This window comes from Tardiphaga sp. 285_C5_N1_2 (assembly GCF_052076065.1).
Classification (GTDB): Bacteria; Pseudomonadota; Alphaproteobacteria; order Rhizobiales; family Xanthobacteraceae; genus Tardiphaga; species Tardiphaga robiniae.
Map to the genome: position 1 here is coordinate 4,909,793 of NZ_CP197241.1, position 19,766 is coordinate 4,929,558.

25 protein-coding genes are annotated in these 19,766 nt (G+C 59.1%); 7 read left to right on the plus strand and 18 right to left on the minus strand.

Features of this window, described 5'->3' with window-relative positions; translation table 11 throughout:
* Positions 1–43: 43 nt before the first annotated feature.
* Entirely contained in the window at positions 44–736 is a 693-nt protein-coding gene (locus AB7951_RS23240) for a class I SAM-dependent methyltransferase (protein WP_439062204.1), read from the plus strand.
* Position 737: 1 nt separating this feature from the next.
* Here the strand turns inward: AB7951_RS23240 and AB7951_RS23245 are convergent, their stop codons facing one another.
* Complete coding sequence (locus tag AB7951_RS23245) at positions 738–1,616, minus strand: lysylphosphatidylglycerol synthase transmembrane domain-containing protein (RefSeq protein WP_439062203.1); 879 nt, start codon at positions 1,614–1,616, stop codon at positions 738–740.
* Positions 1,617–1,935: 319 nt separating this feature from the next.
* On the opposite strand from AB7951_RS23245, the gene AB7951_RS23250 reads away from it, so the two are divergent.
* On the plus strand, positions 1,936–2,157 hold the full coding sequence (locus AB7951_RS23250) for a hypothetical protein (protein ID WP_092139391.1): 222 nt from the start codon (positions 1,936–1,938) through the stop codon (positions 2,155–2,157).
* Between the two features lie 16 nt (positions 2,158–2,173).
* On the opposite strand, the gene AB7951_RS23255 is transcribed toward AB7951_RS23250, so the two are convergent.
* The 6 genes from AB7951_RS23255 to AB7951_RS23280 form a co-directional block, all read right to left on the minus strand.
* Positions 2,174–3,001 carry an NAD-dependent protein deacetylase gene (locus AB7951_RS23255; RefSeq protein WP_439062202.1) on the minus strand — a complete coding sequence of 276 codons (828 nt, stop codon included), beginning with the start codon at positions 2,999–3,001 and terminating at the stop codon, positions 2,174–2,176.
* 416 nt (positions 3,002–3,417) lie between these two features.
* The gene (locus AB7951_RS23260) at positions 3,418–3,804 is read right to left on the minus strand and encodes a hypothetical protein (RefSeq protein ID WP_439062201.1); all 387 of its coding nucleotides are present in this window, start codon (positions 3,802–3,804) and stop codon (positions 3,418–3,420) included.
* 216 nt (positions 3,805–4,020) lie between these two features.
* Positions 4,021–4,833, minus strand: coding sequence for an ABC transporter permease (locus AB7951_RS23265; protein WP_439062200.1), 813 nt, complete (start codon positions 4,831–4,833; stop codon positions 4,021–4,023).
* Positions 4,834–4,842: 9 nt separating this feature from the next.
* On the minus strand, positions 4,843–5,727 hold the full coding sequence (locus AB7951_RS23270; protein ID WP_120288454.1) for an ABC transporter permease: 885 nt from the start codon (positions 5,725–5,727) through the stop codon (positions 4,843–4,845).
* A gap of 11 nt (positions 5,728–5,738) precedes the next feature.
* The gene (locus AB7951_RS23275) at positions 5,739–6,794 is read right to left on the minus strand and encodes an ABC transporter ATP-binding protein (RefSeq protein WP_439062199.1); all 1,056 of its coding nucleotides are present in this window, start codon (positions 6,792–6,794) and stop codon (positions 5,739–5,741) included.
* Between the two features lie 99 nt (positions 6,795–6,893).
* Positions 6,894–8,054 (minus strand): ABC transporter substrate-binding protein, encoded by a 1,161-nt coding sequence (locus tag AB7951_RS23280; RefSeq protein WP_439062198.1) that lies wholly within the window; start codon positions 8,052–8,054, stop codon positions 6,894–6,896.
* A gap of 255 nt (positions 8,055–8,309) precedes the next feature.
* On the opposite strand from AB7951_RS23280, the gene AB7951_RS23285 reads away from it, so the two are divergent.
* Both AB7951_RS23285 and AB7951_RS23290 read left to right on the plus strand, forming a co-directional pair.
* Positions 8,310–9,320, plus strand: a complete 1,011-nt coding sequence (locus AB7951_RS23285) for a Gfo/Idh/MocA family protein (protein WP_439062197.1) — start codon at positions 8,310–8,312, stop codon at positions 9,318–9,320.
* Between the two features lie 142 nt (positions 9,321–9,462).
* Complete coding sequence (locus tag AB7951_RS23290) at positions 9,463–10,188, plus strand: FadR/GntR family transcriptional regulator (protein ID WP_439066635.1); 726 nt, start codon at positions 9,463–9,465, stop codon at positions 10,186–10,188.
* 161 nt (positions 10,189–10,349) lie between these two features.
* On the opposite strand, the gene AB7951_RS23295 is transcribed toward AB7951_RS23290, so the two are convergent.
* From AB7951_RS23295 to AB7951_RS23305, 3 genes are all read right to left on the minus strand, one after another.
* Positions 10,350–11,369 carry a tyrosine-type recombinase/integrase gene (locus tag AB7951_RS23295; RefSeq protein WP_441256050.1) on the minus strand — a complete coding sequence of 340 codons (1,020 nt, stop codon included), beginning with the start codon at positions 11,367–11,369 and terminating at the stop codon, positions 10,350–10,352.
* Between the two features lie 515 nt (positions 11,370–11,884).
* Positions 11,885–12,463, minus strand: coding sequence for a hypothetical protein (locus AB7951_RS23300; RefSeq protein WP_441256051.1), 579 nt, complete (start codon positions 12,461–12,463; stop codon positions 11,885–11,887).
* Between the two features lie 97 nt (positions 12,464–12,560).
* Positions 12,561–13,298 carry a hypothetical protein gene (locus tag AB7951_RS23305; RefSeq protein WP_441256052.1) on the minus strand — a complete coding sequence of 246 codons (738 nt, stop codon included), beginning with the start codon at positions 13,296–13,298 and terminating at the stop codon, positions 12,561–12,563.
* A gap of 537 nt (positions 13,299–13,835) precedes the next feature.
* Between AB7951_RS23305 and AB7951_RS23310 the strand changes: the two genes are divergently transcribed.
* From AB7951_RS23310 to AB7951_RS23320, 3 genes are all read left to right on the plus strand, one after another.
* Positions 13,836–14,225 (plus strand): hypothetical protein, encoded by a 390-nt coding sequence (locus AB7951_RS23310; protein WP_441256053.1) that lies wholly within the window; start codon positions 13,836–13,838, stop codon positions 14,223–14,225.
* Positions 14,212–14,766 (plus strand): hypothetical protein, encoded by a 555-nt coding sequence (locus AB7951_RS23315; protein ID WP_441256054.1) that lies wholly within the window; start codon positions 14,212–14,214, stop codon positions 14,764–14,766. Before AB7951_RS23310 ends, AB7951_RS23315 begins: the two co-directional genes overlap by 14 nt.
* A 246-nt stretch (positions 14,767–15,012) precedes the next feature.
* On the plus strand, positions 15,013–15,540 hold the full coding sequence (locus AB7951_RS23320; protein WP_441256055.1) for a hypothetical protein: 528 nt from the start codon (positions 15,013–15,015) through the stop codon (positions 15,538–15,540).
* Between the two features lie 33 nt (positions 15,541–15,573).
* Here the strand turns inward: AB7951_RS23320 and AB7951_RS23325 are convergent, their stop codons facing one another.
* The 8 genes from AB7951_RS23325 to AB7951_RS23360 all read right to left on the minus strand — a co-directional run bounded on the left by AB7951_RS23325 (position 15,574) and on the right by AB7951_RS23360 (position 19,741).
* Positions 15,574–15,777, minus strand: coding sequence for a hypothetical protein (locus AB7951_RS23325; protein ID WP_441256056.1), 204 nt, complete (start codon positions 15,775–15,777; stop codon positions 15,574–15,576).
* A gap of 245 nt (positions 15,778–16,022) precedes the next feature.
* Positions 16,023–17,099, minus strand: a complete 1,077-nt coding sequence (locus tag AB7951_RS23330) for a hypothetical protein (protein WP_441256057.1) — start codon at positions 17,097–17,099, stop codon at positions 16,023–16,025.
* A gap of 69 nt (positions 17,100–17,168) precedes the next feature.
* Positions 17,169–17,333 carry a hypothetical protein gene (locus AB7951_RS23335; RefSeq protein WP_441256058.1) on the minus strand — a complete coding sequence of 55 codons (165 nt, stop codon included), beginning with the start codon at positions 17,331–17,333 and terminating at the stop codon, positions 17,169–17,171.
* Positions 17,330–17,623 (minus strand): hypothetical protein, encoded by a 294-nt coding sequence (locus AB7951_RS23340; RefSeq protein ID WP_441256059.1) that lies wholly within the window; start codon positions 17,621–17,623, stop codon positions 17,330–17,332. The genes AB7951_RS23335 and AB7951_RS23340 overlap by 4 nt, the downstream gene beginning before the upstream one ends.
* Positions 17,608–17,805, minus strand: coding sequence for a hypothetical protein (locus tag AB7951_RS23345; RefSeq protein WP_441256060.1), 198 nt, complete (start codon positions 17,803–17,805; stop codon positions 17,608–17,610). Before AB7951_RS23345 ends, AB7951_RS23340 begins: the two co-directional genes overlap by 16 nt.
* The gene (locus tag AB7951_RS23350) at positions 17,805–18,869 is read right to left on the minus strand and encodes a hypothetical protein (RefSeq protein ID WP_441256061.1); all 1,065 of its coding nucleotides are present in this window, start codon (positions 18,867–18,869) and stop codon (positions 17,805–17,807) included. The genes AB7951_RS23345 and AB7951_RS23350 overlap by 1 nt, the downstream gene beginning before the upstream one ends.
* A 310-nt stretch (positions 18,870–19,179) precedes the next feature.
* Positions 19,180–19,521, minus strand: coding sequence for an HNH endonuclease (locus tag AB7951_RS23355; RefSeq protein WP_441256062.1), 342 nt, complete (start codon positions 19,519–19,521; stop codon positions 19,180–19,182).
* Entirely contained in the window at positions 19,508–19,741 is a 234-nt protein-coding gene (locus AB7951_RS23360) for a hypothetical protein (protein WP_441256063.1), read from the minus strand. Before AB7951_RS23360 ends, AB7951_RS23355 begins: the two co-directional genes overlap by 14 nt.
* Positions 19,742–19,766 lie beyond the last annotated feature (25 nt).

Sequence of the window (19,766 nt, forward strand, 5' to 3'; positions counted from 1 at the left end):
TGCGATGAAATGGATCGCTCATCCGGATGCGATGAGGTGCGCCATGACGATTGTCTCCGAATACGAAGACGGCGGTCAGCCCGCATGGTCGAACGAAGCTACGCATCGTATGAACCGGATGTACCGCTGGCAACGCTTCATCTATGACGCGACGCGCCGGTATTATCTGCTCGGCCGCGACCAGCTCATCGCCGAACTAGCGCCCGCGCCGGGCGCGACAGTGCTGGAGATCGGCTGCGGCACCGGCCGCAATCTCGTTCAGGCTGCTCGGAAATATCCACAGGCGGTATTCTACGGCATCGATATTTCCACCGAGATGCTGACCACGGCCATCGCATCAATTGCGCGCAACGAGCTCACGGATACCGTCCGTGTCGCCCATGGCGATGCGACGAATTTCGATCCGGCACGCATTTTCACCGTTCCGTCATTCGATCACATCATGATTTCCTACAGCCTCTCGATGATCCCGAGCTGGCAGGATGTGCTCGACCACGCCGTATCGCAGCTCAAGCCTGGCGGGCGACTACACATCGTCGATTTCGGCCATCAGGAGCGGTTGCCAAAGATCGCGAGCAAGCTGCTGTTGCGCTGGCTGACATTGTTCGACGTGACGCCGCGCCGCGAGCTTCTCGATGTGCTGAAGGCGCTCGCCGAGCGTCATCACGCCAATCTCGATTTCAATCGCCCGTTCCGCGGCTATGCGCAATCGGCAGTGCTGACACTGCCGAAGTAACTCAGGCGAGCTTGCGTCTGTTCACATTCCGGTAGGCTTCAACGGCGCCGAACAGCGTCAGCGACAGCACGAACGGAATCAGGTGATAGAACAGCCGGAACAGCAGCAGCACAGCTAGTAGCTGTTCGGTATGTTCGCCGCCAAGCCCGACAAGGATCGTGGCATCGAACACACCGATGCCCGCGGGTGCGTGGCTGGCGAATCCCAACAGCGTGGCGGCGATGAAGACGACGATCACCTGCGCGACGCCGACATCCATCGTCTCGGGGATCAGCACATACATCGCGAGCGCCGCCGCTCCGAGATCGACGAGCCCGATGCCAATCTGAAAGAACACGTTGCGCCCGCTCGGAACCGGCACCGACCAGTTGCGGCCACCGAGCGTCCGCATACCGTTCCATGTCCAGCCGACATAAGCGATGATACCCACGAGAATGGCCACCGCGATGAAGCGGTTGATCTCGGGCGAGAGCTGATCGATCCGGCTGATGGCGCCTGGCTCATGCAGGGTGCTGAGCGCCAGTGCGGTGAGATTGCCGAGCCAGAAGGTGAGCCCGGTCAGGAAGCAGATGCGGGCGACGCCGGCAGGACCGATGCCGTGCGGTGCATAGATCCGGTAGCGCACCGCCGATGACACCAGCAGCACGGCGCCGGTTCCGTGCGAAATCGGATAGCTGGTAAAATTGGCCAGCGCTGCAACCCTGAAGGGAATGTCCCCCCGCCCGATCATCTGCAGGGCCAACCAGTCATACAGCGTCAGGCTGCCATAGGAGATCGCCACCAGCACCAGCGAGAGCGCGATGCTGCCTGGCGGTACCATGTGCATGGCAGACAGCACGTGGGCGAAATCAACGCCCTTAAGCGCCTTGGACAGCGCCATAAACGCAATCGTAGCAATTGCTATGCTAAGGAGCGCGCCAAGCCACCTCCAGCTGAGGCGCGTACGCATCAGCTGCATGATATTTTTCAATGCGGGTGGCACATTGTTCTACTTTTCATTAGGTCTGAGCACGCCGTGATTCGCGCATGTGTTCGCGCGTTCTGTTGCACGTCCATGTGACAGCCGCGCAAAACCAGCGTTTGGCGCCGCCCAACAATCCAGTGATTTCCAGATTTCGCCCCCGCCATGTCGCATCAAGGTCATGCGGGTTCCGTAAGCCATGCGCACTGAATGCACTGATTCATCCAAGCAGGACACCATGTCGACCGAGACCGAATATCAGCTCACCGAAAACCAGTGGGACACACTGCGGATGCTTCGCCCAGCGATCCTGCCACCGGCCAAGCTGAACCGTTACGTGCTCGATCAGCTGGTTGCGATGGGACTGGTTGCGCTATCGGACACTGATCCGGCGCTGACACCCACGGGCCGCGCCGTGGTTCTGCGCGGCTGTCCGCGACTGTGGGATCTGGCAGCCTGAGCCGGGGCCTTCGCCGTTAGGGCGCTTCCGCCCGCTGAAGCAGAAATGCGAGCGCGTCCTCGCAGCGGTCTTCGACCTTGAAGCTGAGAAACTCGTCAGCGCGCGTGCGGCCAAGATTGACCGCGGCGATGGGAATCTCCGCGCGCACCGCCGCTTGCACGAAGCGAAAGCCGGAATAGACCATCAACGACGAACCGACGATCAGCATGGCGTCGGCCTTCTGCAGGTGGCCAAGCGCAGCATCTACGAATTCGCGCGGTACGTTCTCGCCGAAGAACACGACATCCGGCTTGAGGACGCCGCCGCAGATCTCGCAGGCCGGCACGACAAAGGACACGAAATCGACGCCCTCCAGATCGGCATCGCCATCGGGCGCAACAGCCGCGTCGAGATCCAGCCAACCTGTGTTCAAGCGGCCCATCTCGTGCTGGAATTCATCGCGCTGGATCCGGCGTTCACATCCCATGCAGCGCACGAGATCGAGCCGGCCGTGAAGATCGATGACCTTCTTGCTGCCTGCCGACTGATGCAGCCGGTCGACATTCTGCGTGAGCAGAACCTCGCATTTTCCGATCTGTTCGAGCCGCGCCAGCGCATGATGCGCATCGTTCGGCCGCGCCTGGCCAAACCGACGCCAGCCAATGAGACTGCGTGCCCAGTAGCGCTGCCGCGTCAGTTCCTCGCCCATGAAGGCTTGGAAAGTCACAGGCTGCGTGCGCTTCCAGTTGCCGTCGGTGTCGCGATAATCGGGAATGCCCGAATTGGTGCTGCAGCCCGCACCGGTCAGGACAAACAGACGTTGATGGCGATCGACGAAGTCGCGAAGGACATTGGGTGGGGTCATAGGGGACGTTTATCTCTCGGCAGCAAATCATGCCAAACCGCCGCGGACGCGGCATCTAGGACTGCATATGTAGGGAGGGAATTCGGCGATTCCACCACTCGAGATCACGCCACAGCGTCGAACATCGCTGGCGAGGGGATGAACCGGTTTGTTCATGAGTGGAGACAAGGTGCTTGCGACAGTAGGAATGACTTATTTTATCTCTGCAATTGATCGACGTGAATTGCTCAAAACCTTTTTACCAAGACTTCAGACCCTGGCGGAAAACATTTCCCGAAGCGCCGCGGCGCTCAGGTAAATGAACCGCAACAGAAGCGATCGATTTTCCGCATCAGCCGCTCCCAGCGCCGGATTGAATCCGTCATACTGGCAATATCTATATCAGCCAAAGCGCGCGGTCCCTTGCTAAAACGCAGTCAATGAATGCTCCGCTTGGCCCAACCGTAGGCGACCATTGCATCGTGAAGTGCATTCCTAGCGTCAACAGTGCTGACCGGATCTTCGCTCGCAGCAGCTAGCCGGCTGACGACGTCAACCCATTGAGGGGACGCGCGGGTTTCAGCTCCAACGTAGCGCTGAATCCATCTCAGCGCTGAAACAACCGACAACAGCATCCGATCACCAGTCGGAGTCTGACCAGGCGCATCAGCGGTCAAAGTGATCGGCGCGAAGATGATCTGCACCGTTACCCCGTCGGTTGATGGATGAAGTTCCAATCCGGTGTGGCGCAAAGTACAACGTATCCGCAAAGTCACGAAATTCAATTTGGAAACAGGCGCTCGTAGGACCGTGCCGATGCCCATGAACCAATATGCGAACGAGAACTCAACCGGCTGCTCGTCATCGGACTGTTCAACGTTCCATACATCTGCACGCCTCGATCGGCAGGTTCAAGATCGCGACAAAAATCGATGGCAGTTACTAGGTCCAACTCCATGCTTCGGCAGGTGGTTCCTGTCCGCCTTGCGCCATGAGCCGACCCTGGCGATGACTAGGCACGCGCAGCCTCAAACATGAATTTACTTGTCGAGCTTGAACACCATCTGTGTCGGGCGCACGAACCGCAATGCGATCAGAAGCAGCGTCATGACCATCACCATATAGATCACCGCCATGGCATCGATGGAATAGACGGGGCGAACACCACCGGCAAACATGTTGTAGAATAACGCGACGACGAGCGTCTGCGATCCACCGCCCCCGAGGAGAAATGCGAGCTCGAAATTCGATATCGTATTGACCAGCACAAGGACGCCGGCGGTCAGTATTCCAGGTACCATCAGGGGAAACAGAATCCGCCTGAAAATCTGAGCCCGGCTTGCGCCAAGCATTGACCCGCTCCATTCCAGATTGACGCTGATCTGCTCGAAAAATGGCATCAACACGAAGACGGCCAACGGGACCATCGGCACCAGGACCGCCAGAATCACGCCGACGACGGATCCCCCGACCCCATATCCGTAGAGAGTGGTCGCCAGCGGAATCCCGTAAGTCATCTGTGGGATGACCAGCGGCAGAAAATACAGCAGCAGAATGACCGATTTGAATCGGAAATTTCGTCGCGCAAGAACGTAAGCGGCCGGAAATCCAATGGCCAATGCAAGGAAGACGACAACGACTACGATGAGCAGCGTGACACCCAACACCTGCCCCAGATCGAAATTCTTCCACGCATAAGCGAACCAGTCCGTCGTATAGGCCGGCGGCAGCAGGCCGCCGAACCAACGCTTGGCAAACGAGCTCACGACAACATGCGACACGATCCCAAGCATGTTGAGGATGAAACCCACAATGAACAGATAGAGCGAGAGCTTCCACATTCTGCTTCGCATTGTGCGGCCCTATCTCTTTCCGACGCCCATGGTCGCTGCCGGCGACAACCGGCGACGGAACAGGATGATCACCAGCAGCGCTGCCAGCTGACACAGGCCCATAATCACTGCGATCGCGGAAGCAGCCGACATGTCATATTGTTCGAAGGCCTTCTGATAGGCCGCAATAGAGATCGTGCGCGTGGTACCCGCCGGCTGCCCGAGCATGATGGCCGAGGGAAAGACCGCAAAGCTCATGACGAACACCAGTGCGAATGCGATGGCAAGACCGGGCGCGATGAGCGGCAACATCACGCGTCGGAAGACAATCGAAGGTGTCGCACCAAGCATCCGCGCCGAGCGTTCAAGGCTGGGATCGATGCCGGATATGTATCCCAGCAGCATCAGGAAGCAGAACGGAAACTGCTGCATGAACAACGCCAGCATAACGCCAGCGTAGTTATGGGTCAGAATGAACGGCTCTTTGATAAGCCCTAATCCGAGAAGGACCTGATTGAACCAACCCTGCGAACCATAGAAACCCAAGATACCTTCCGACAGCAGGATCACGCCAAGCGAAATAGGCATGATCAAGATCGTCGTCACGGTCCGTTCCATGAAAATGCCCCGGCGCATGCCGTAAGCCAGCCAAAGAGCGAGCAGAAGGACAACGATCGTAGTGGGAATCGCCAGACTGAAGGTGATCCAGATCGTACCATACTGATAGGGATCGCTGAAGAAGGTGAGATAGTTCGCGAGGCTGAAGCCGCCAACCTTTTGCGGCTGAAGGCTGAGATAGACACCATACAGAAACGGATAGACGAACATGCAGAGAACGTAGAGCAAGGACGGCAGCAAACAGAAGAATGCCAGCGCGTCGAATTCGCTCTTCTCATCGTTGGCTACGGCGCGCATTATTTTCTCGCCTATTCCGCAGGAAGCAAGACGACCTTGTCGATCGGAAACTGAAGGCCAATCGTGTCGGCGGTTCGTATCGCCTCGGCGGTGCGTAACCAGACTCGCGTGTTGTCATTGATGCGTATGGCGGCTTCCTGTTCCCGACCGAGATACTCGACCACTTCGACACGGCCACTAACATCTTCGGCACCGGAAACCACCTCACCGCCCGCCCGGATATCGTCCGGACGTATCGCCATCACCATGTCGGTATCCGCTCGCACATCGACCCCTGCCCGCGCGCGAATCCGGATTCCGTCACCAACGCCCTCGGCGATCCCGTCCGACACCGACGCGATCCTGACCTTGAAGAAATTCCGAAAGCCCATGAAGTCCGCCACGAAGACGTTCTTCGGCCGGTCGTGGATTTCCTGTGGGGTGCCCGACTGCATCAGGACGCCATTGCGCAGCACCACGATCCTGTCCGATAGCGACAATGCTTCGGCCTGGTCGTGGGTCACGTAGATCGACGTCAGCCCCAGCGCGGCGTGGATCTGCTTGATCTCCGCACGCATCTCGACCCTTAGCTTCGCGTCGAGATTCGAAAGCGGCTCGTCGAACAACATCAGGCGCGGATGCAGCACGAGCGCCCGCGCAATCGCAACGCGCTGCTGCTGACCGCCGGAGAGCTGGCCCGGATAGCGCTCCTCATAGCCGGTCAATTGCACCAGCTTGAGCATCGCATCAGTGCGCTTCTTGATCTCCTCCTTGGACAATGGCTTCAAGGTGAGCCCGAACGAGACGTTGTCGAAGACCGTCATGTGAGGAAACAGCGCGTAATTCTGGAACACCATTCCGAATGCGCGCTTCTCGGGCGGCAGATGATCGACCCGCGCTCCATTGAGCCTGATCTCGCCCTCGGTGGCCGCAATCAGGCCAGCGACGATCGACAAGGCCGTCGACTTTCCGCATCCACTCGGTCCGAGGAAGGTGACGAACTCGCCCTTTCGGATATCGAGTTCAAGGTTGTCCAGCACGGTCTTGTTGCCATAGCGCTTGGTGATTCCAAGCTTCAGCGAGTCCAACGTATCTCCCGGCCCGTTCATGTCGTCCCGTTTCTGAGTAAGAAGCAACAAGGTCACCGGCGGGCCCGCACATACGGACCCGCACGCTCATTGAATGGATTACTTCTTGACCTGGTTTGCGCCCACTTCCCGGTCCCAACGATCCATCGCGTAGCTCAATTCCTTCACGCCGAGCGGCGGGGATACTTTCCATTTGGTGCCGACCTCGTCGTATTCGGGCCGCCAGAACTCCTTCACCAGTTCCTGAATCTCCTTGGGTGCCTTTTCCATGGTGGCCGCGGTGATCGTCGGCCCAATGAAGCCCGGCCAGGAAAGCACCTGCTGCTCTGGCCGGCGCATGAACTTCATGAGATCGAGAATGACGTCGACCTGTTCTTTCGGCACGCCTGTGGGGATGCACCAGTAATGTCCGTCGACCACGAAGGTCGTGTTCTGAAGGATGGTGATCTTGGAGTCCGGCGGGATGACGCTCTGGGCGCGGGGCTTCATGTCCCATTCCATGATGCCGGCAATCATCCAACGTTGCCCCTGGGCGAATTCCTTCAACGTGATCGCGGTGCCCGTCGGATAGTATTCGACGTATTGCCCAAGCTCCTTCAGATAGGCCCAGGTCTTGTCCCACCCCTTGTCGGGATCAAGCGGCTTTGAGTCATTCAGGATGTGGGCCATGCCCAGTACGATCGACCGTCCCGGTCCGCTATTCGCCGGACGCGCATACATCAGCCGGCCCGGATTTGCCTTTGCCCAGGCCAACAATTCTTCGGCGGTTTTCGGCGGGTTGGGCACCTTGCTGGGATTGTAGACGAACACCGGCCCGCCGGCGTTGCCCACCGACGGCACCATATAATCGCGGCCTTCGTCGTATAGCGCCTTGCCGGCAGGCGTCATCTCATCGCGCGGAAACAGCTTCTCAAAATCAGGAATCTTGATCAACTGGTTGTTGGCCGCGAGAAACGCACCACCGTCCTGTCCAGTCAGCACAAGGTTGATGTCCAGCCGTCCGGCATCCTGCTGAGCTTTGATCTTGGCCGGCAACTCCGGCGCCGGCGCGCGCTGAATCCTGATCTCCTTGATCTTGTCGGGATTGGCCTTTTTGTAGTTCTCGATGATGACCTGGGTAGATGCCAGATCTCCCCCGGTATCGATGATCGAGAGAACGATGGGCTCGGCGGCCTTCAGAGGTTCACCAGCGGCCGTCACGGCGAGGACAGCCACAGCGCCGGCAAACGGGCGCAATAATGCATTCGGACAGATCCGCATTTCCGATTCCTCCCTGGCATATGCACCCGCGTCGCGCGCGGTTGTCATTTATTTGTAAACATAGCATCGACGAGTTAGGCGACATCTGTCAAGCATTGGGAGATCGCAATCGGCCGATCATGAGCAGGACTTGCTGATGTCGCGATGTCGCACCTTGCCCGTCTTGCTCGCTCGCATATCAATCTGTGACTTCATAACCGCCCCTAAGAGCCGACAAGTCGGCGCCTTGAGAAGGTCGGCCATCGGGAGAGACGCATGCCAATTGGAGTCGGCCTGATTGGGCTCGGAATGGCGGTGAAGCCGCATATTCTTTCGTTGCTTGAATTGCAGGCGCAGGGACGGATTACGATCGTCGGCGGATTTGCGCCGTCAGCGGACCGGCGGTCAGCGTTTTCACAGCAGTGGGGCGTTCCGGTTTTCGATAGCCAAAAGGATTTGCTGTCGCGCTCCGATCTCGATCTCGTCCTGATACTGACGCCCCCTGGAACGCATCTGGCGACCGTTCAGGCTGCAGCCGCAGCAGGGAAGCACATTCTGGTCGAGAAGCCCGTCGAGATATCGGTTGCCAGGGGTGAGGAACTCGCGGCCGTCACGGAGGCTGCCGGCGTGCGGTGCGGCGTGTGCCTGCAACATCGCTTTCGTCCCGCAGCACGACGCCTGAAGGCGGTGCTGGATCAGGGAGATCTGGGCGATATCCTGTCGGCGAGTGCATCGATCCGCTGGTGGCGTGATGACGCCTATTTCCGTCAACCGGGCCGCGGCATGAAGGCTCGCGATGGCGGCGGCGTATTGCTCACACAGGCCATCCATACGCTCGATCTGCTTTTGCATTTCGTGGGGCCGCACAAGGACGTCGCCGGTTTTGCATCGACCTCGCCGCTCCGAACGATCGATACTGAAGACGTGACCGCGGCCGCGGTCCGTTTCCAAAGCGGTGCCATCGGCGTGCTCGATGCCACCAGTGTTGCGCGGCCCGGCTATCCGGAGCGTATCGAAATCGCGGGCACGCGCGGTTCGGCCTATCTCGAGACGTTTCAATTGGTCATCCATCGTCACGAAGGTCCGCCAGAGACCGTCGGGACTGCGCAATCCGGCGGCGGAGGTGCCGATCCGATGGCATTTGATCACGGCCCGCATCGGGGCGTGATCACCGAGATGCTGGATGCAATCGAACAACGACGCGAGCCATCCAATGGCGTGCGCTCCGCCCTTCACGTGCAGCGGCTGATCGAAGCCTGGCTGTCAGACGCCGCCGCCCGCGATTGACCGGACGCCCTCACGGCCGCTCGCGCCTCAGCAGTTTGGCCAGCGCTGCAATCCCGGATTGTCAGCGGGAGTGCACCGACTTGTCAAAAAGATGTAATGTTGCCAAAGACTGGAGCATGTTCGGAGCAAGGACGGGGTGAACATGGGCTCAACGGTCAAACGGGACGACATTCCGGAGCGCCCGGCTGTGACGGGAAAGCTTAGCGACCGCGTCTACGACCATGTCCTCAGCCAGATCACGGTCGGAATCTATCCGGTCAATTCGCGGCTCCCTCCTGAGACACGCCTGGCAGATCAGCTTGGCGTTTCGCGCCCGGTTGTCCGTGAAGCACTGATGCGGCTGCGCGATGACGGCGTCGTCGCATCGCGGCAGGGCGCCGGTTCGTTCGTGATGCGACGTCCCGCGGCAGACGTTTACAACTACGCTCCCGTGGGAAGCATTGCCGATATACAGCGCTGTTTCGTATTTCGGATCGGCATCGAAGGAGAAGCCGCCGCGCTTGCCGCGCGCGATCACGACCCGGAAGGTCTGCGCCGGATCCGCGACGCAATCGCAGCACTTGATCAAGTGATCGCAGATGCCGCGCTGGGCGTGGAGGAAGACATTGCGTTCCACCGTTCGGTCGCAGAGGCCACCGGCAACCGCTTCTTCGCCGCGACTCTCGCCGCGATCCAGTCTCAGGTGCGCGTGGGTATCACCCTCAATCGAAATCTCTCCTTGATTCAGCCTCGCGACCGACTTCTGCGTGGGCAAGAGGAGCACCGGGCCGTGCTCGATGCGATCGCCTCCAGAGACGAAGCCGGAGCTCGCGAAGCTATGCGGTCGCATATCGAGAATGCCCGCAAGCGCGTTTTTGAGGGCGGATAGCTGCGCGCAGCGGCGGCTCGCGCGCCCGAGTGGTTGTGCTCAGATGAAAATCGGGAGATTCTTGACAGACGGCGGCGCCGCAAAAGGACGCTAAGTCATTGAAATCATGGTCGGAGTGGCAGGATTCGAACCTGCGACCCCTGCGTCCCGAACGCTATGTTTCATCTTACATTCCTTGTTTTTTCAGTGGTTTTCGTCACGTTCATCGCCGTTAATCCGCGTTTGTTCACGGCGTTTCTGTCCCGGTCCTGTCCCGACATTCGCTCGGCGACATCGTGCTGATAGTCCGGGTGGTGATGGCCGTAGACCCGCTCCAATAGCTCGGGGCTCATGCCGAGCCACCCAGCAGCGTCCCAGACATTGGCACCGCGTTGCATGGCCCAGGTCGCGGCCGTGTGCCGGCAAATGTGCGGGGTGATGTGTCGGTCGATCTTCGCGGCGGTGGCGGCGGCAGCAAACGACTTGCGGACTGACACCACCGGCTTTCCGTTCCATTCGACCACGGCGTGCTTGGCGATGCCGAGACGCTCCCAGCGGCGCAGATGAGCCAGTAGACGGGATGGCAGGCGAACTGGCGGCTGGCGCTTATTGGTCTGCCGTGCGCCCTGCCGGCGCCGGTAGAACACGCCTGAGGCCGTGTCGATGTGTCCCCGCCCAACCGCGGGCGTGAAAGCCGCCGAGCAGATGGCTGCATGCCTGGTGCCAGTGTAGACGCCGACCAGGATGAAGCGAGCCACATGCCGGCCGACATCGCGATCCGTTATGCACTCTCCGAATTTCTGCTTGGCGCGCCATGCCGCCCAGATCAGCCGCGCGGCCTCTGACCGTGTCAGCCAATCCTCGCTCGGCGCGCTCTTCTCGGGCAACGCGACGCCCACAATTTCGGAGCAAAGCCCCTCATTGCGGTGATAGTTGATCGCAGAGCGCAGATCCTCCAGTTCCCGACGCGCGCCGGCGGCCGTCACCATACGGGCCGGGTTGCCTGTCTTGTCCGGCTTTGCCGTCTTGCGGGCCTGCGACGTGCGGTGAGAGACGTATTCGCGGCATGTCGAGCCGTTCACATCCGCCAAAGTCTTGTCGCCCCACCACTCCGCGATTGTCATCACCCGCGCCTTGGTGATGGACGGGTCCGAGTGCTTCGGCGCCTTGTCTGCAAGGTAAATGTTCAGCACGTCGACCACTAGGATCTCAGAGGGATGACGTCCGCGGTCGCGCGGGACTTGGTATTTGCGGGCGATGTAATCCGCGAGGGCTTGCTCAGCCCCTGCGCGGTCCGTTCGAGCGCAGCCCGTGCGCACCTTATTCTTTCCGTCTCTGACGACCCATGCTTGCCGGCGGACGAGCTTGCCTTCCGCGTCTCGCTCTTCGGGCTCGAGCCACAGTCGGGGGCCTTTCGCTGATCGCGGCATAATTCCCTCATTTGTTGGATGTAGCGCAGCGTAGTGAAGTCCTTGCCCGCCAGCTTTTCAATGACGAGCCGGCCCCGGTCGCGCTCCTTACGAAGTCCGCTTACGGACATGCCGCCTGCGGGGAACGCGAGTCTCACGGCCACGTCGAGCCGCAGCGGAGTGTCCAAATCGATGACCGGTTCAGTCGGTTGCGCATCCATGCCAGCAAAATGGCGGGCTCTTCCGACCCTGGCGAATGAAACGTTCGAAGTCGATTGTTTATAACCTTAAGCCACTGACATTACTGACTAAACGGCCGGACCGAGGCGATGCCAGATGGCCACGACTGCGGGCTCCGACATCCCCATTGTCTGCGCAACGATTGCGCAGGCCGAAAGGCGCTTCTGCGTCGTCGGGTTGCGGGTCGGTCGCAGGCCATATCGGTCCATCAGTTCGATGATCAGCGCGGTCACGCCGACATCACGGAAGAAGTTGTCTTCCTTTCGCTGGCCCGGACTTCGCTTAATGGCGCCGCGCGTCACGTCCGCGATGTAGGCGTTGAGGTAGTGACAGGTCTCGCCCTTGCTCGACATCTCGCGCCACATCTCACGCAGAGCCTCGTCAGCGGTGCCCCAGCCGTCCCGCGCGTAGTCGGCAATGATGGCCCGGTTATCGACGTGCTTGTAACCGAAACGCTTCAGCATATCGCGCACCATGCGCCGGCCGCTTTCCTTGTTGAGCGCGGCGATATCCTCGGTGCCCATGAAATCGAAGCGGCTGTTTTTTAGCCGATCGACCATCTGACGGGCGTACTGAATCGCTTCAGCGTCCTCGACATTCAGTGGCAATTGCGCCTTCGGCATTATCAGGCCCTGCGTTTCGCTCATTGTGCGGAGAGGTGATGCCCGGGACAAGCCCGGTCATTGAACATCGACTAAAGAAACCCGCCGGTTCAGGCCGGCGGGTTTCTTAGATGCTAATTTTCTAAATCGTGATCGGCGAGCTAGCCAACTTTGAGATGAGTTGATGAGCTAGCCCATCTTGAAAAGTTAGATCGTCAATATCTCGATCTCGCCAGTACCACTTAAGAAGGATGGTCGCTTTCGCCTGAATCCCAGCGACGGTGACTGGTTCGATCTCATCTATCTCATCAACAATATCGTAGATCGGATCAGCCAGTTCCTCGAGCGCGCGGTCTGCTTCCTTGCAACCAATCTCTTCGTAGAGAGCATCACATTCCGTGTGATGCTGATCGAGCGCGGCAATTAGTTTGTTCATTCTATTCTGTTTGCGTTTGCTGAACTTCTTAGAAAACATATGCTGCACGCTGAGCTTGGGCTCGCCGTACTCCAGAAGGTGCTGATCCTTTGGCAGCGCGAAGAACTCTTCCTCGTGTTCGTCTTTTAGATGCCAGTCATACTGCTTCTTGCCGCGGTTTCTGGCTATTCCGTAATTGTTGCACCAGGCCCCACGGTCTTCGCGGGTGACTCCAACTGTATCCCCCATTCGCCATCGCAAGGTTGCCGGCTTGGTTGGAATCCGATCGTCATATTCGCTAGCCAGATCGGATGCCCGAGCCAGCGCTAGTTCATAATCCGGCAAAAGGTCGAGAAACTTTCTGGTCAGCGAGATCAACTCGCCATCGAGATTCGTGTCACCCGCGTAAGAGTGCGGAATAGGAGTGGCAGCGGAAATAGTCGCAGCGCCAACGAGCATATTCATAATGGTCCTCCGGTTTATGGTTGCGGCCCCTGTGCCGCGTGAGGAATCCGCTGACCCCGCCGGTGGTTCGATCTGCTTGTGAGGGGGCTGGGCTGCAGCAGGGAGGCTATCTGGAATCACAGGCGGCCGGCACGATGTAACGGCGCCTGGGGCGCTTGCGGAGGGGGCGTGAGGCGGAGACGTGGATCTGGATAGGGTCATGAGGTCGCTCTCGGTTTAGCGGCTTTCTACGGCCGATGCCGGTGGCGGACCGGCAGCCGGGAGGTAGAAACCAGCCGAGAGACTGGCGGCGACGCTTTTAAGGGTTGCCCCTCTGGACATAGCGTGGCCCTCCCGGCCATAATGGCCAGGTTGGAGCGCACGCCAGCGCGCTACACACTTCGACCGCTGCTTCTCGCTTGCAGGCGATTAGCGGTTCCTTGCAGGGAATGCGGTCTATCTCGGTCCGGGTTTCTACGCCCACGGACATGCTCCACCTGTTCGGTTAATAAATCAACTCCCCACGGGGGCGCCGTCGCGCGCGAGTTGACGTGGACCATGCAATCAGACGATGCTGTCGAAAAATACATGGGGCGACGGGTGGATAAGCACTTCTGGGACAGCTTCTTTGGCAAAGCCAAGGAGATGGGCTTCCGTCCGCGCAACGTGATCTTGGTGATACTGGCGGGGTTTGCTTTTACCGCAATGGCGGTCGGCAAGCTTTCTCCAGGCTGGGCAATCACGGCAGTTGTGATCTTCTACTGCCTTGATGATATCCTAAAGCTGATTAAATCTGATGTACGGAAGCGGAACGTGTCGAACATCCGGGACGTTTATGAAGACCAATTCAAGCAGTTCCTTAAGGATAAGCGCCGAGAATTGAAGCAGTCCGAATTGCCATTTCCGTCCATCGACAAACCCAGGTCTGACCAAAATGACCACCACTGAAACGATCGGCTACACGCTCATTGCGGTGCTCGTCGCAGTGATCGTTGAAAGGCTTGTGTCCCATTTTGCTCGCCGCAATGCTGACGAAATCAGCAGGCTTGAGGTCGCCGCCAAGTCCATGGCCGACCAGCGCGAGGCGATTGAAGCATTGTTTCGGCGTGATACCGTTCCAGAGGTGGTCAAGCAGTTCGTATTGGATTCCGCCGAGGCGGCTCTGAAGCGCGAAGGCGCGATGATTCTGCTCGACATACTGAGTGGTAAAAAGGTCGTGGAACGATCTGACGAGGACTCGGCCGACTACAAAGAGTTCTGTGATGCGGTGGAGTATCTCCAAGAACACGACACCGAGGCCTTCGAGATTTATTGCTCGTACATTTACCGAGCACCGGTCATGGCGGTCCTGCAGCGGGCAGAAACGTGCAAGGCCCTTGCGGAGCTGAGCCTACGCATTGCTTCGGAGAGGCAGTCGGCGGCCACGCGGGATGCGGTGGCGATGCGCGGGAGCGTGTTCGCTCCGTTCATCGGGCTTCGTGCTGCCTGATGGTGAAGGTTTGGGGATCAGACAAAGGCGCCGACTTCACTTGCCCGCACTGCAAATCGGTCTACGAGACAGAGCTTCACCGATCGCCTGTGAGAGACAGTGACAGCGCTAATTGTGAGGTTTGCGGTCAGGAAATGAACCGTTGGAACAGCACGACATTCCCTGTTTACAAGCTGAAGATCCGCAGCGACGCAAAAGGCGTTTGATAGCGGCGCGATGCCTGCCCCGGACCCATTCAAGATTTTCATGAACGCGGAGCGCTTCCGGATCGCTGATAGATTATTGCGATCCGATCAGCACCGCGATTTGCTGGTAACGGTCGCCTCACCGTCGATGGTGCTGTCTGCCTTTGCTTCCGAACTGTACTTCAAGTGCATCATTGCGCTGGAAACGAAGGGCAAACCGACGCCTCAAAGCCATGATTTGGAGGCACTCTTCAAGATGCTCTCGCTGGCGTCGCGCAAGCGGCTGGAGCAACTATGGGATATTGCGGAGGCAAATCCCCAGGTGACCCGCATGCGCGCTGCGCTGCTTGCCACGACTGGCGACATGATTCCTACAGATCTGGCATGGTCTTTAAAGAACGGCCGGAGCGCATTCGTCAGGCTCCGCTATATTCACGAGGACGACGGCATGGGTTCGAGCTTCATGCTCACCGATCTTCCCGAAATGCTGCGGCAGGTCGTGGTGGAGATGCAGCCTCTTTGGCAGTTCATCACTCACGGCCCACCCAAGCCCATTCCCGGCTTCGGTCCGCTGGACGGATCCGAATAACCTGGTGCTGCGCTAAGGCAGCACATCAACCATTCACTTCCGCTTCTTGGTCGACTGCTCACGCTTGGCTAGCTTCTCGTCGATCGCATCGCGGATGAACTGTGCCATTCCCTTGTCCCCCACCAACTCGCGAATCCGATCTTTGACCTCTTCGGAGATCCGGACGTTTGTCGATCTGTTTCCCAGCGGTGGACGGCCCATACGCCCCGCACTATCCGGTGCCGTAAACTGAGTCAAATCCCCCTCCATAAACGGTGCCGCTTATTGACTTTCATAAACGGTGCCGCTTATAAATGCAACCTCGGCTCACATCGTTCGCTCAGCATCCGCTGGGAACGCAAAGGTTGCCATATGGACTGGAAGGCCGCGGATTCCGCACCGCTCATTTGCGTCGTTCTGCTCTTTGTTTTGGGGGCAACCGGACTGTCTGGAATGTACGGAGCCATCCGGTTGCTTGCCATCGCGGTTAAATGGATTGCGTCTTAGATGTCTCGCCCGCGCCGATCGGTCCAACCGAGCGTAACGCCAAACAACGTGCTGCTGGCGATGCTGCTCACTGCCCGAATCTGGCGCGAGATGTCCGTCATGACTTTGCGCGTGCTATTCGAGCCAGTATTCGACAACATCGTAAGATTGCCGGCGGGGGTATTTGCGGATTGCGTCGACACAAGCGGCGACTGAATCAAAAGGAGCGCTGCGGTCGCATTGGTAAAGAAAAACTCGCCGAGTAAATCAACTGACAAACCGGGCGGAACACTCATCGCATATAGGGTTGAGGTGGTCCCCAACGCGACTGCGTTGATATCAGTGACAGGCACGTCCCAATAAAATTCATCGCCCAGTTGGATGAACTTCGTCCACTGTGACGAGCCGTCTGTTTTCATCCCACCTATACGGCGGGACAATGTGTATGCCGCGGGGATATTTCCGCCAGTCGTCGGAGCAGACGCACTCGTCGAAATGCATACGTCAACAACGCCGGTGTCTGGACGCTGGATTTGGTAGACGTGATACCAAGTATTGATAGCAATGGTGCTGGCGTCGAGCGACCCGTTTCCAGACCCGGCCGCCCAAGCGGCCGTCGTCTTGGTGTAAGCCGAGGTCAGCGACATCATCGAGACATTGGTGCTATCCGCTGCGACACCTGCAGCAATGCCGAAGGTGGCCGTTGACCCCGCCGCGGACAAAGTCAGCCCCACTAGATTGCTCCGCAAGACAAGCTGCGATCCTGACGCCGGGTTGACGAAGAGCCGCCACACACCGTCCCCATCAGATCGCGCTGTAACACGGTCGCCAACTTTGCCGAGATAGTCGACCCTGTTGGGGCAAATGAGCTTCGCAGAGTTTTTGAAGATCGGCGCTCCCTTCGAAACAGTGATCCCGAAGCTCGTCCCTCGATGATACGTCGGCAGTGAATCAATGCTGCCGGAGCCTTGCAAGTCGTAATCATCCCCACTGAATCCTACCTGCAGCTCGCTCATGACTTCTAGCGTCCCACCATGACGATGTAGCGGCATCGGGTGATTGGTTGCCGGGAAAGAAGAAATCATGTTCGTCATTTGCTGTTCTCATGATTGGTTAGAGAAAATCCCGCGCCTGTACATCCGAGGTCGCGAAAACTGTGAAACTCATTGCACTGCTGCGTGATGTTCAGAGGCAAGCTGCCTCGCCACAGCGACCATCTCATCGGACTCGGCGTCGGTGGGATTGCGCCTGGTCAGCGTCCAATGCGTTGCAACCAGACCGGACCAGATCGCCGCCTCTTGCCATGTCACGCGATCGCCGTTGCTCATGGCCGTGTCACCAATTCTTCTAAAGCTGCGATGCGAGCCTCAAGTTTCTTCCGCTCTTTTCGGTGCACCATCGAAATTGCGTACATCTGAATCAAGAGAAGCTCGACAGCCTCACGGCCGCTATCTGCGGCCCCTTGGGTGTAGCGAACTGCCTTGTCGTTGCCCTCCCGGGTGACTCGCATGCGATCCTGAATCTTCGTCAGAACGCGCACGGCTTCTTGTTCCACAAACTTAAGATGCTCGCGCTCTTCCGCACTTAGATCTGCCAAATCTCTCACGATCGGCCCCACTTCTGGTCTTCCTTCCACCGCGTCAGCCGGTCACGAACTGCCTGTAGACATTCAGCCTCTTCCGCTTGGTTGAGATGATGCTGCCGCGCGAACTCGCGAACATTGCGCGCCGATGCGTCAAAAGCCGCGTTGAACTCGGCATCGATATCGTTACGGACGATCCCTATGCGTGCGAACTGCATCACGCCACCGCCGACCAGTCGGCACCGTCGATGTAGGCCACGGCCCCTGCCCTTCGCTTGGCAAAGGCGATGTCCGCGAGAATGCGGAGCGCGATCTGCCCGGACTGGAACATGGACACCACCGGCGCCGCGACTGTCGGCGGCGCACCCGCTACACTGAGCTGCGTGGCCGCGTCGCTCATGTGGACCGCCGTATCGTTGCTCGCGTCGATCGAAGGTGCGGGGTCCGTACCGTGCAGCAGCGACACAGGGTCGACTGCAATGATCCGGCCGTCGGGCACCGCCGTGCTGCCGAAGATCGTGACCTTGTTCGCAGTTTCTGGAAAATTGATTGGGAACGTCGTGGCGTCGACCGTTGACATGATGAACACGACCTGGCCGCTACCGCCCGCCGCCACTGCCGCCACCAAAGCGGTTAAGTCCGCCTTCATGGCAGCATCGCCACCGGCCGACGATGCGGGGATGGCAGACAGACCGTAGAGCAGCCCCGCATGCGCCGATCCAGATCCGGCCGCAGTCGAGAAATACACCGCGTCCAAGGTCGCGGCCGTGTCTTCGCGAAGCAACTGCGTGAACACTTCCTCCGCATCAGTGCGGGTGGCCATCTCGCGGGTGAAGACGGTAAGCAGCGCCAGCTTGCGGGTCGGTCCAATCGTGATCGTGCTGAGCAGCCGCTGCGCCACGGGGATGGCCCCGCCTTCGGACACCCACCCCACTGTGGCTGGCGCACCGGAGCGCGCCGGGTACTTGCCCTCCGTGAAGCCGTCGAGCAACGCCGGCACACCGAGCGCGATCAACCGGCTCGCCGCGCTGATGGGCTGCAGGTCGGTCAGGAAGGCCCGGAACGCCGTCTGCGTCAGTTCGGAAGCCCAGCCACCCTGTGTGGTCGTCGCGGGCGCCACAGTGGCGCGCTGGAGGACTGACAAGCTCTTCTCGTCGCCGGGATACAGCGAGCGCAGCACTTTCTGCGGCGCCTGGCTCTTGATGGCACCGATCACCGCCGCAAACGCAGCGCGCGCAACGTGGTTCGGACCAGACTTCGGCATAGAAATTAGCGCGCGCATGCTGCGGTCTCCAATGAGTTTCAACACTCATGGCAGGTACCGACTAGCTGTGATGTCACGCGTGACGCTGGATAGGGGGGCGGGGATCGGAAAATCGAGGGTTAGGGCGGAGCGGACCGCTGTGGGACAACAACACGCAATTCCGCAGGTTTCGAAGCGGGGGTCGTTTCTGGAAACGAGACCTACCCGCAACCTCAGACAACCGTTGCCTAAAGTCGTCTCACCTATCATCCAAGCCCGATCATCCCCCCCTCCTGGAATTGCTCTCAGCGCGAAGGAAGGTACCCTAGCGGTCCGGTCCCCTTAGCGCTCAGATTTTGGGCCGTGCCCCCCCCTCGCGATTCCATGGATGCGATGGGTCAAGCGGCCTGCCATCGATATCGACGCCTCGCTGATAACCGTTACGCTCGATGTGTTGCTTATCGTTGTTGTGGTGCGGGCGGCAGAGGCTCTGCCAGTTATTTTGATCCCAGAAGAGCGTCATGTCGCCCTTGTGAGGGATGATGTGGTCGACGGCGTAGACCGGCGTCACGAGACCACGTTTTTCACACATGACGCACAATGGGTTCGCAAGCTTGAACGCTGCTGCTGCCTTGTCCCATTTGTGGGTGTAGCCACGCTGCCGAGCGCTTAGGCGCTCACGATATGCCATTCTCTTCGTCCTCTTCGTCGGCTTTGTCGTAGTCGTTGGCCAGACCATCGAGGAAGTCTCTCAGTTTCCTGATCTCCTCTTGGTCCTGCATGCGAATGGCGCCTTGCACCACCAGCAGCCCCGCTGCGACCTCGTTCGGTATGCCGAGTGCATGGAATGCGGCCATCGTCTCGTCGATCGTCTTCTTGATCTGCTCGTTCAATCCATCGGTCTGCGTCATCATTGCCTCTCGGTTGGTGGCCTGG

Bases quoted from the DNA above. Each gene is read 5' to 3' on its own strand.
- AB7951_RS23240 (WP_439062204.1), top strand. From the start codon at position 44: ATGACGATTGTCTCCGAATACGAAGACGGCGGTCAGCCCGCATGGTCG.
- AB7951_RS23245 (WP_439062203.1), bottom strand. From the start codon at position 1,616: ATGGCGCTGTCCAAGGCGCTTAAGGGCGTTGATTTCGCCCACGTGCTG.
- AB7951_RS23250 (WP_092139391.1), top strand. From the start codon at position 1,936: ATGTCGACCGAGACCGAATATCAGCTCACCGAAAACCAGTGGGACACA.
- AB7951_RS23255 (WP_439062202.1), bottom strand. From the start codon at position 3,001: ATGACCCCACCCAATGTCCTTCGCGACTTCGTCGATCGCCATCAACGT.
- AB7951_RS23260 (WP_439062201.1), bottom strand. From the start codon at position 3,804: ATGGGCATCGGCACGGTCCTACGAGCGCCTGTTTCCAAATTGAATTTC.
- AB7951_RS23265 (WP_439062200.1), bottom strand. From the start codon at position 4,833: ATGCGAAGCAGAATGTGGAAGCTCTCGCTCTATCTGTTCATTGTGGGT.
- AB7951_RS23270 (WP_120288454.1), bottom strand. From the start codon at position 5,727: ATGCGCGCCGTAGCCAACGATGAGAAGAGCGAATTCGACGCGCTGGCA.
- AB7951_RS23280 (WP_439062198.1), bottom strand. From the start codon at position 8,054: ATGCGGATCTGTCCGAATGCATTATTGCGCCCGTTTGCCGGCGCTGTG.
- AB7951_RS23285 (WP_439062197.1), top strand. From the start codon at position 8,310: ATGCCAATTGGAGTCGGCCTGATTGGGCTCGGAATGGCGGTGAAGCCG.
- AB7951_RS23290 (WP_439066635.1), top strand. From the start codon at position 9,463: ATGGGCTCAACGGTCAAACGGGACGACATTCCGGAGCGCCCGGCTGTG.
- AB7951_RS23300 (WP_441256051.1), bottom strand. From the start codon at position 12,463: ATGAGCGAAACGCAGGGCCTGATAATGCCGAAGGCGCAATTGCCACTG.
- AB7951_RS23305 (WP_441256052.1), bottom strand. From the start codon at position 13,298: ATGAATATGCTCGTTGGCGCTGCGACTATTTCCGCTGCCACTCCTATT.
- AB7951_RS23310 (WP_441256053.1), top strand. From the start codon at position 13,836: ATGCAATCAGACGATGCTGTCGAAAAATACATGGGGCGACGGGTGGAT.
- AB7951_RS23315 (WP_441256054.1), top strand. From the start codon at position 14,212: ATGACCACCACTGAAACGATCGGCTACACGCTCATTGCGGTGCTCGTC.
- AB7951_RS23320 (WP_441256055.1), top strand. From the start codon at position 15,013: ATGAACGCGGAGCGCTTCCGGATCGCTGATAGATTATTGCGATCCGAT.
- AB7951_RS23330 (WP_441256057.1), bottom strand. From the start codon at position 17,099: ATGACGAACATGATTTCTTCTTTCCCGGCAACCAATCACCCGATGCCG.
- AB7951_RS23335 (WP_441256058.1), bottom strand. From the start codon at position 17,333: ATGAGCAACGGCGATCGCGTGACATGGCAAGAGGCGGCGATCTGGTCC.
- AB7951_RS23345 (WP_441256060.1), bottom strand. From the start codon at position 17,805: ATGCAGTTCGCACGCATAGGGATCGTCCGTAACGATATCGATGCCGAG.
- AB7951_RS23350 (WP_441256061.1), bottom strand. From the start codon at position 18,869: ATGCGCGCGCTAATTTCTATGCCGAAGTCTGGTCCGAACCACGTTGCG.
- AB7951_RS23355 (WP_441256062.1), bottom strand. From the start codon at position 19,521: ATGGCATATCGTGAGCGCCTAAGCGCTCGGCAGCGTGGCTACACCCAC.
- AB7951_RS23360 (WP_441256063.1), bottom strand. From the start codon at position 19,741: ATGACGCAGACCGATGGATTGAACGAGCAGATCAAGAAGACGATCGAC.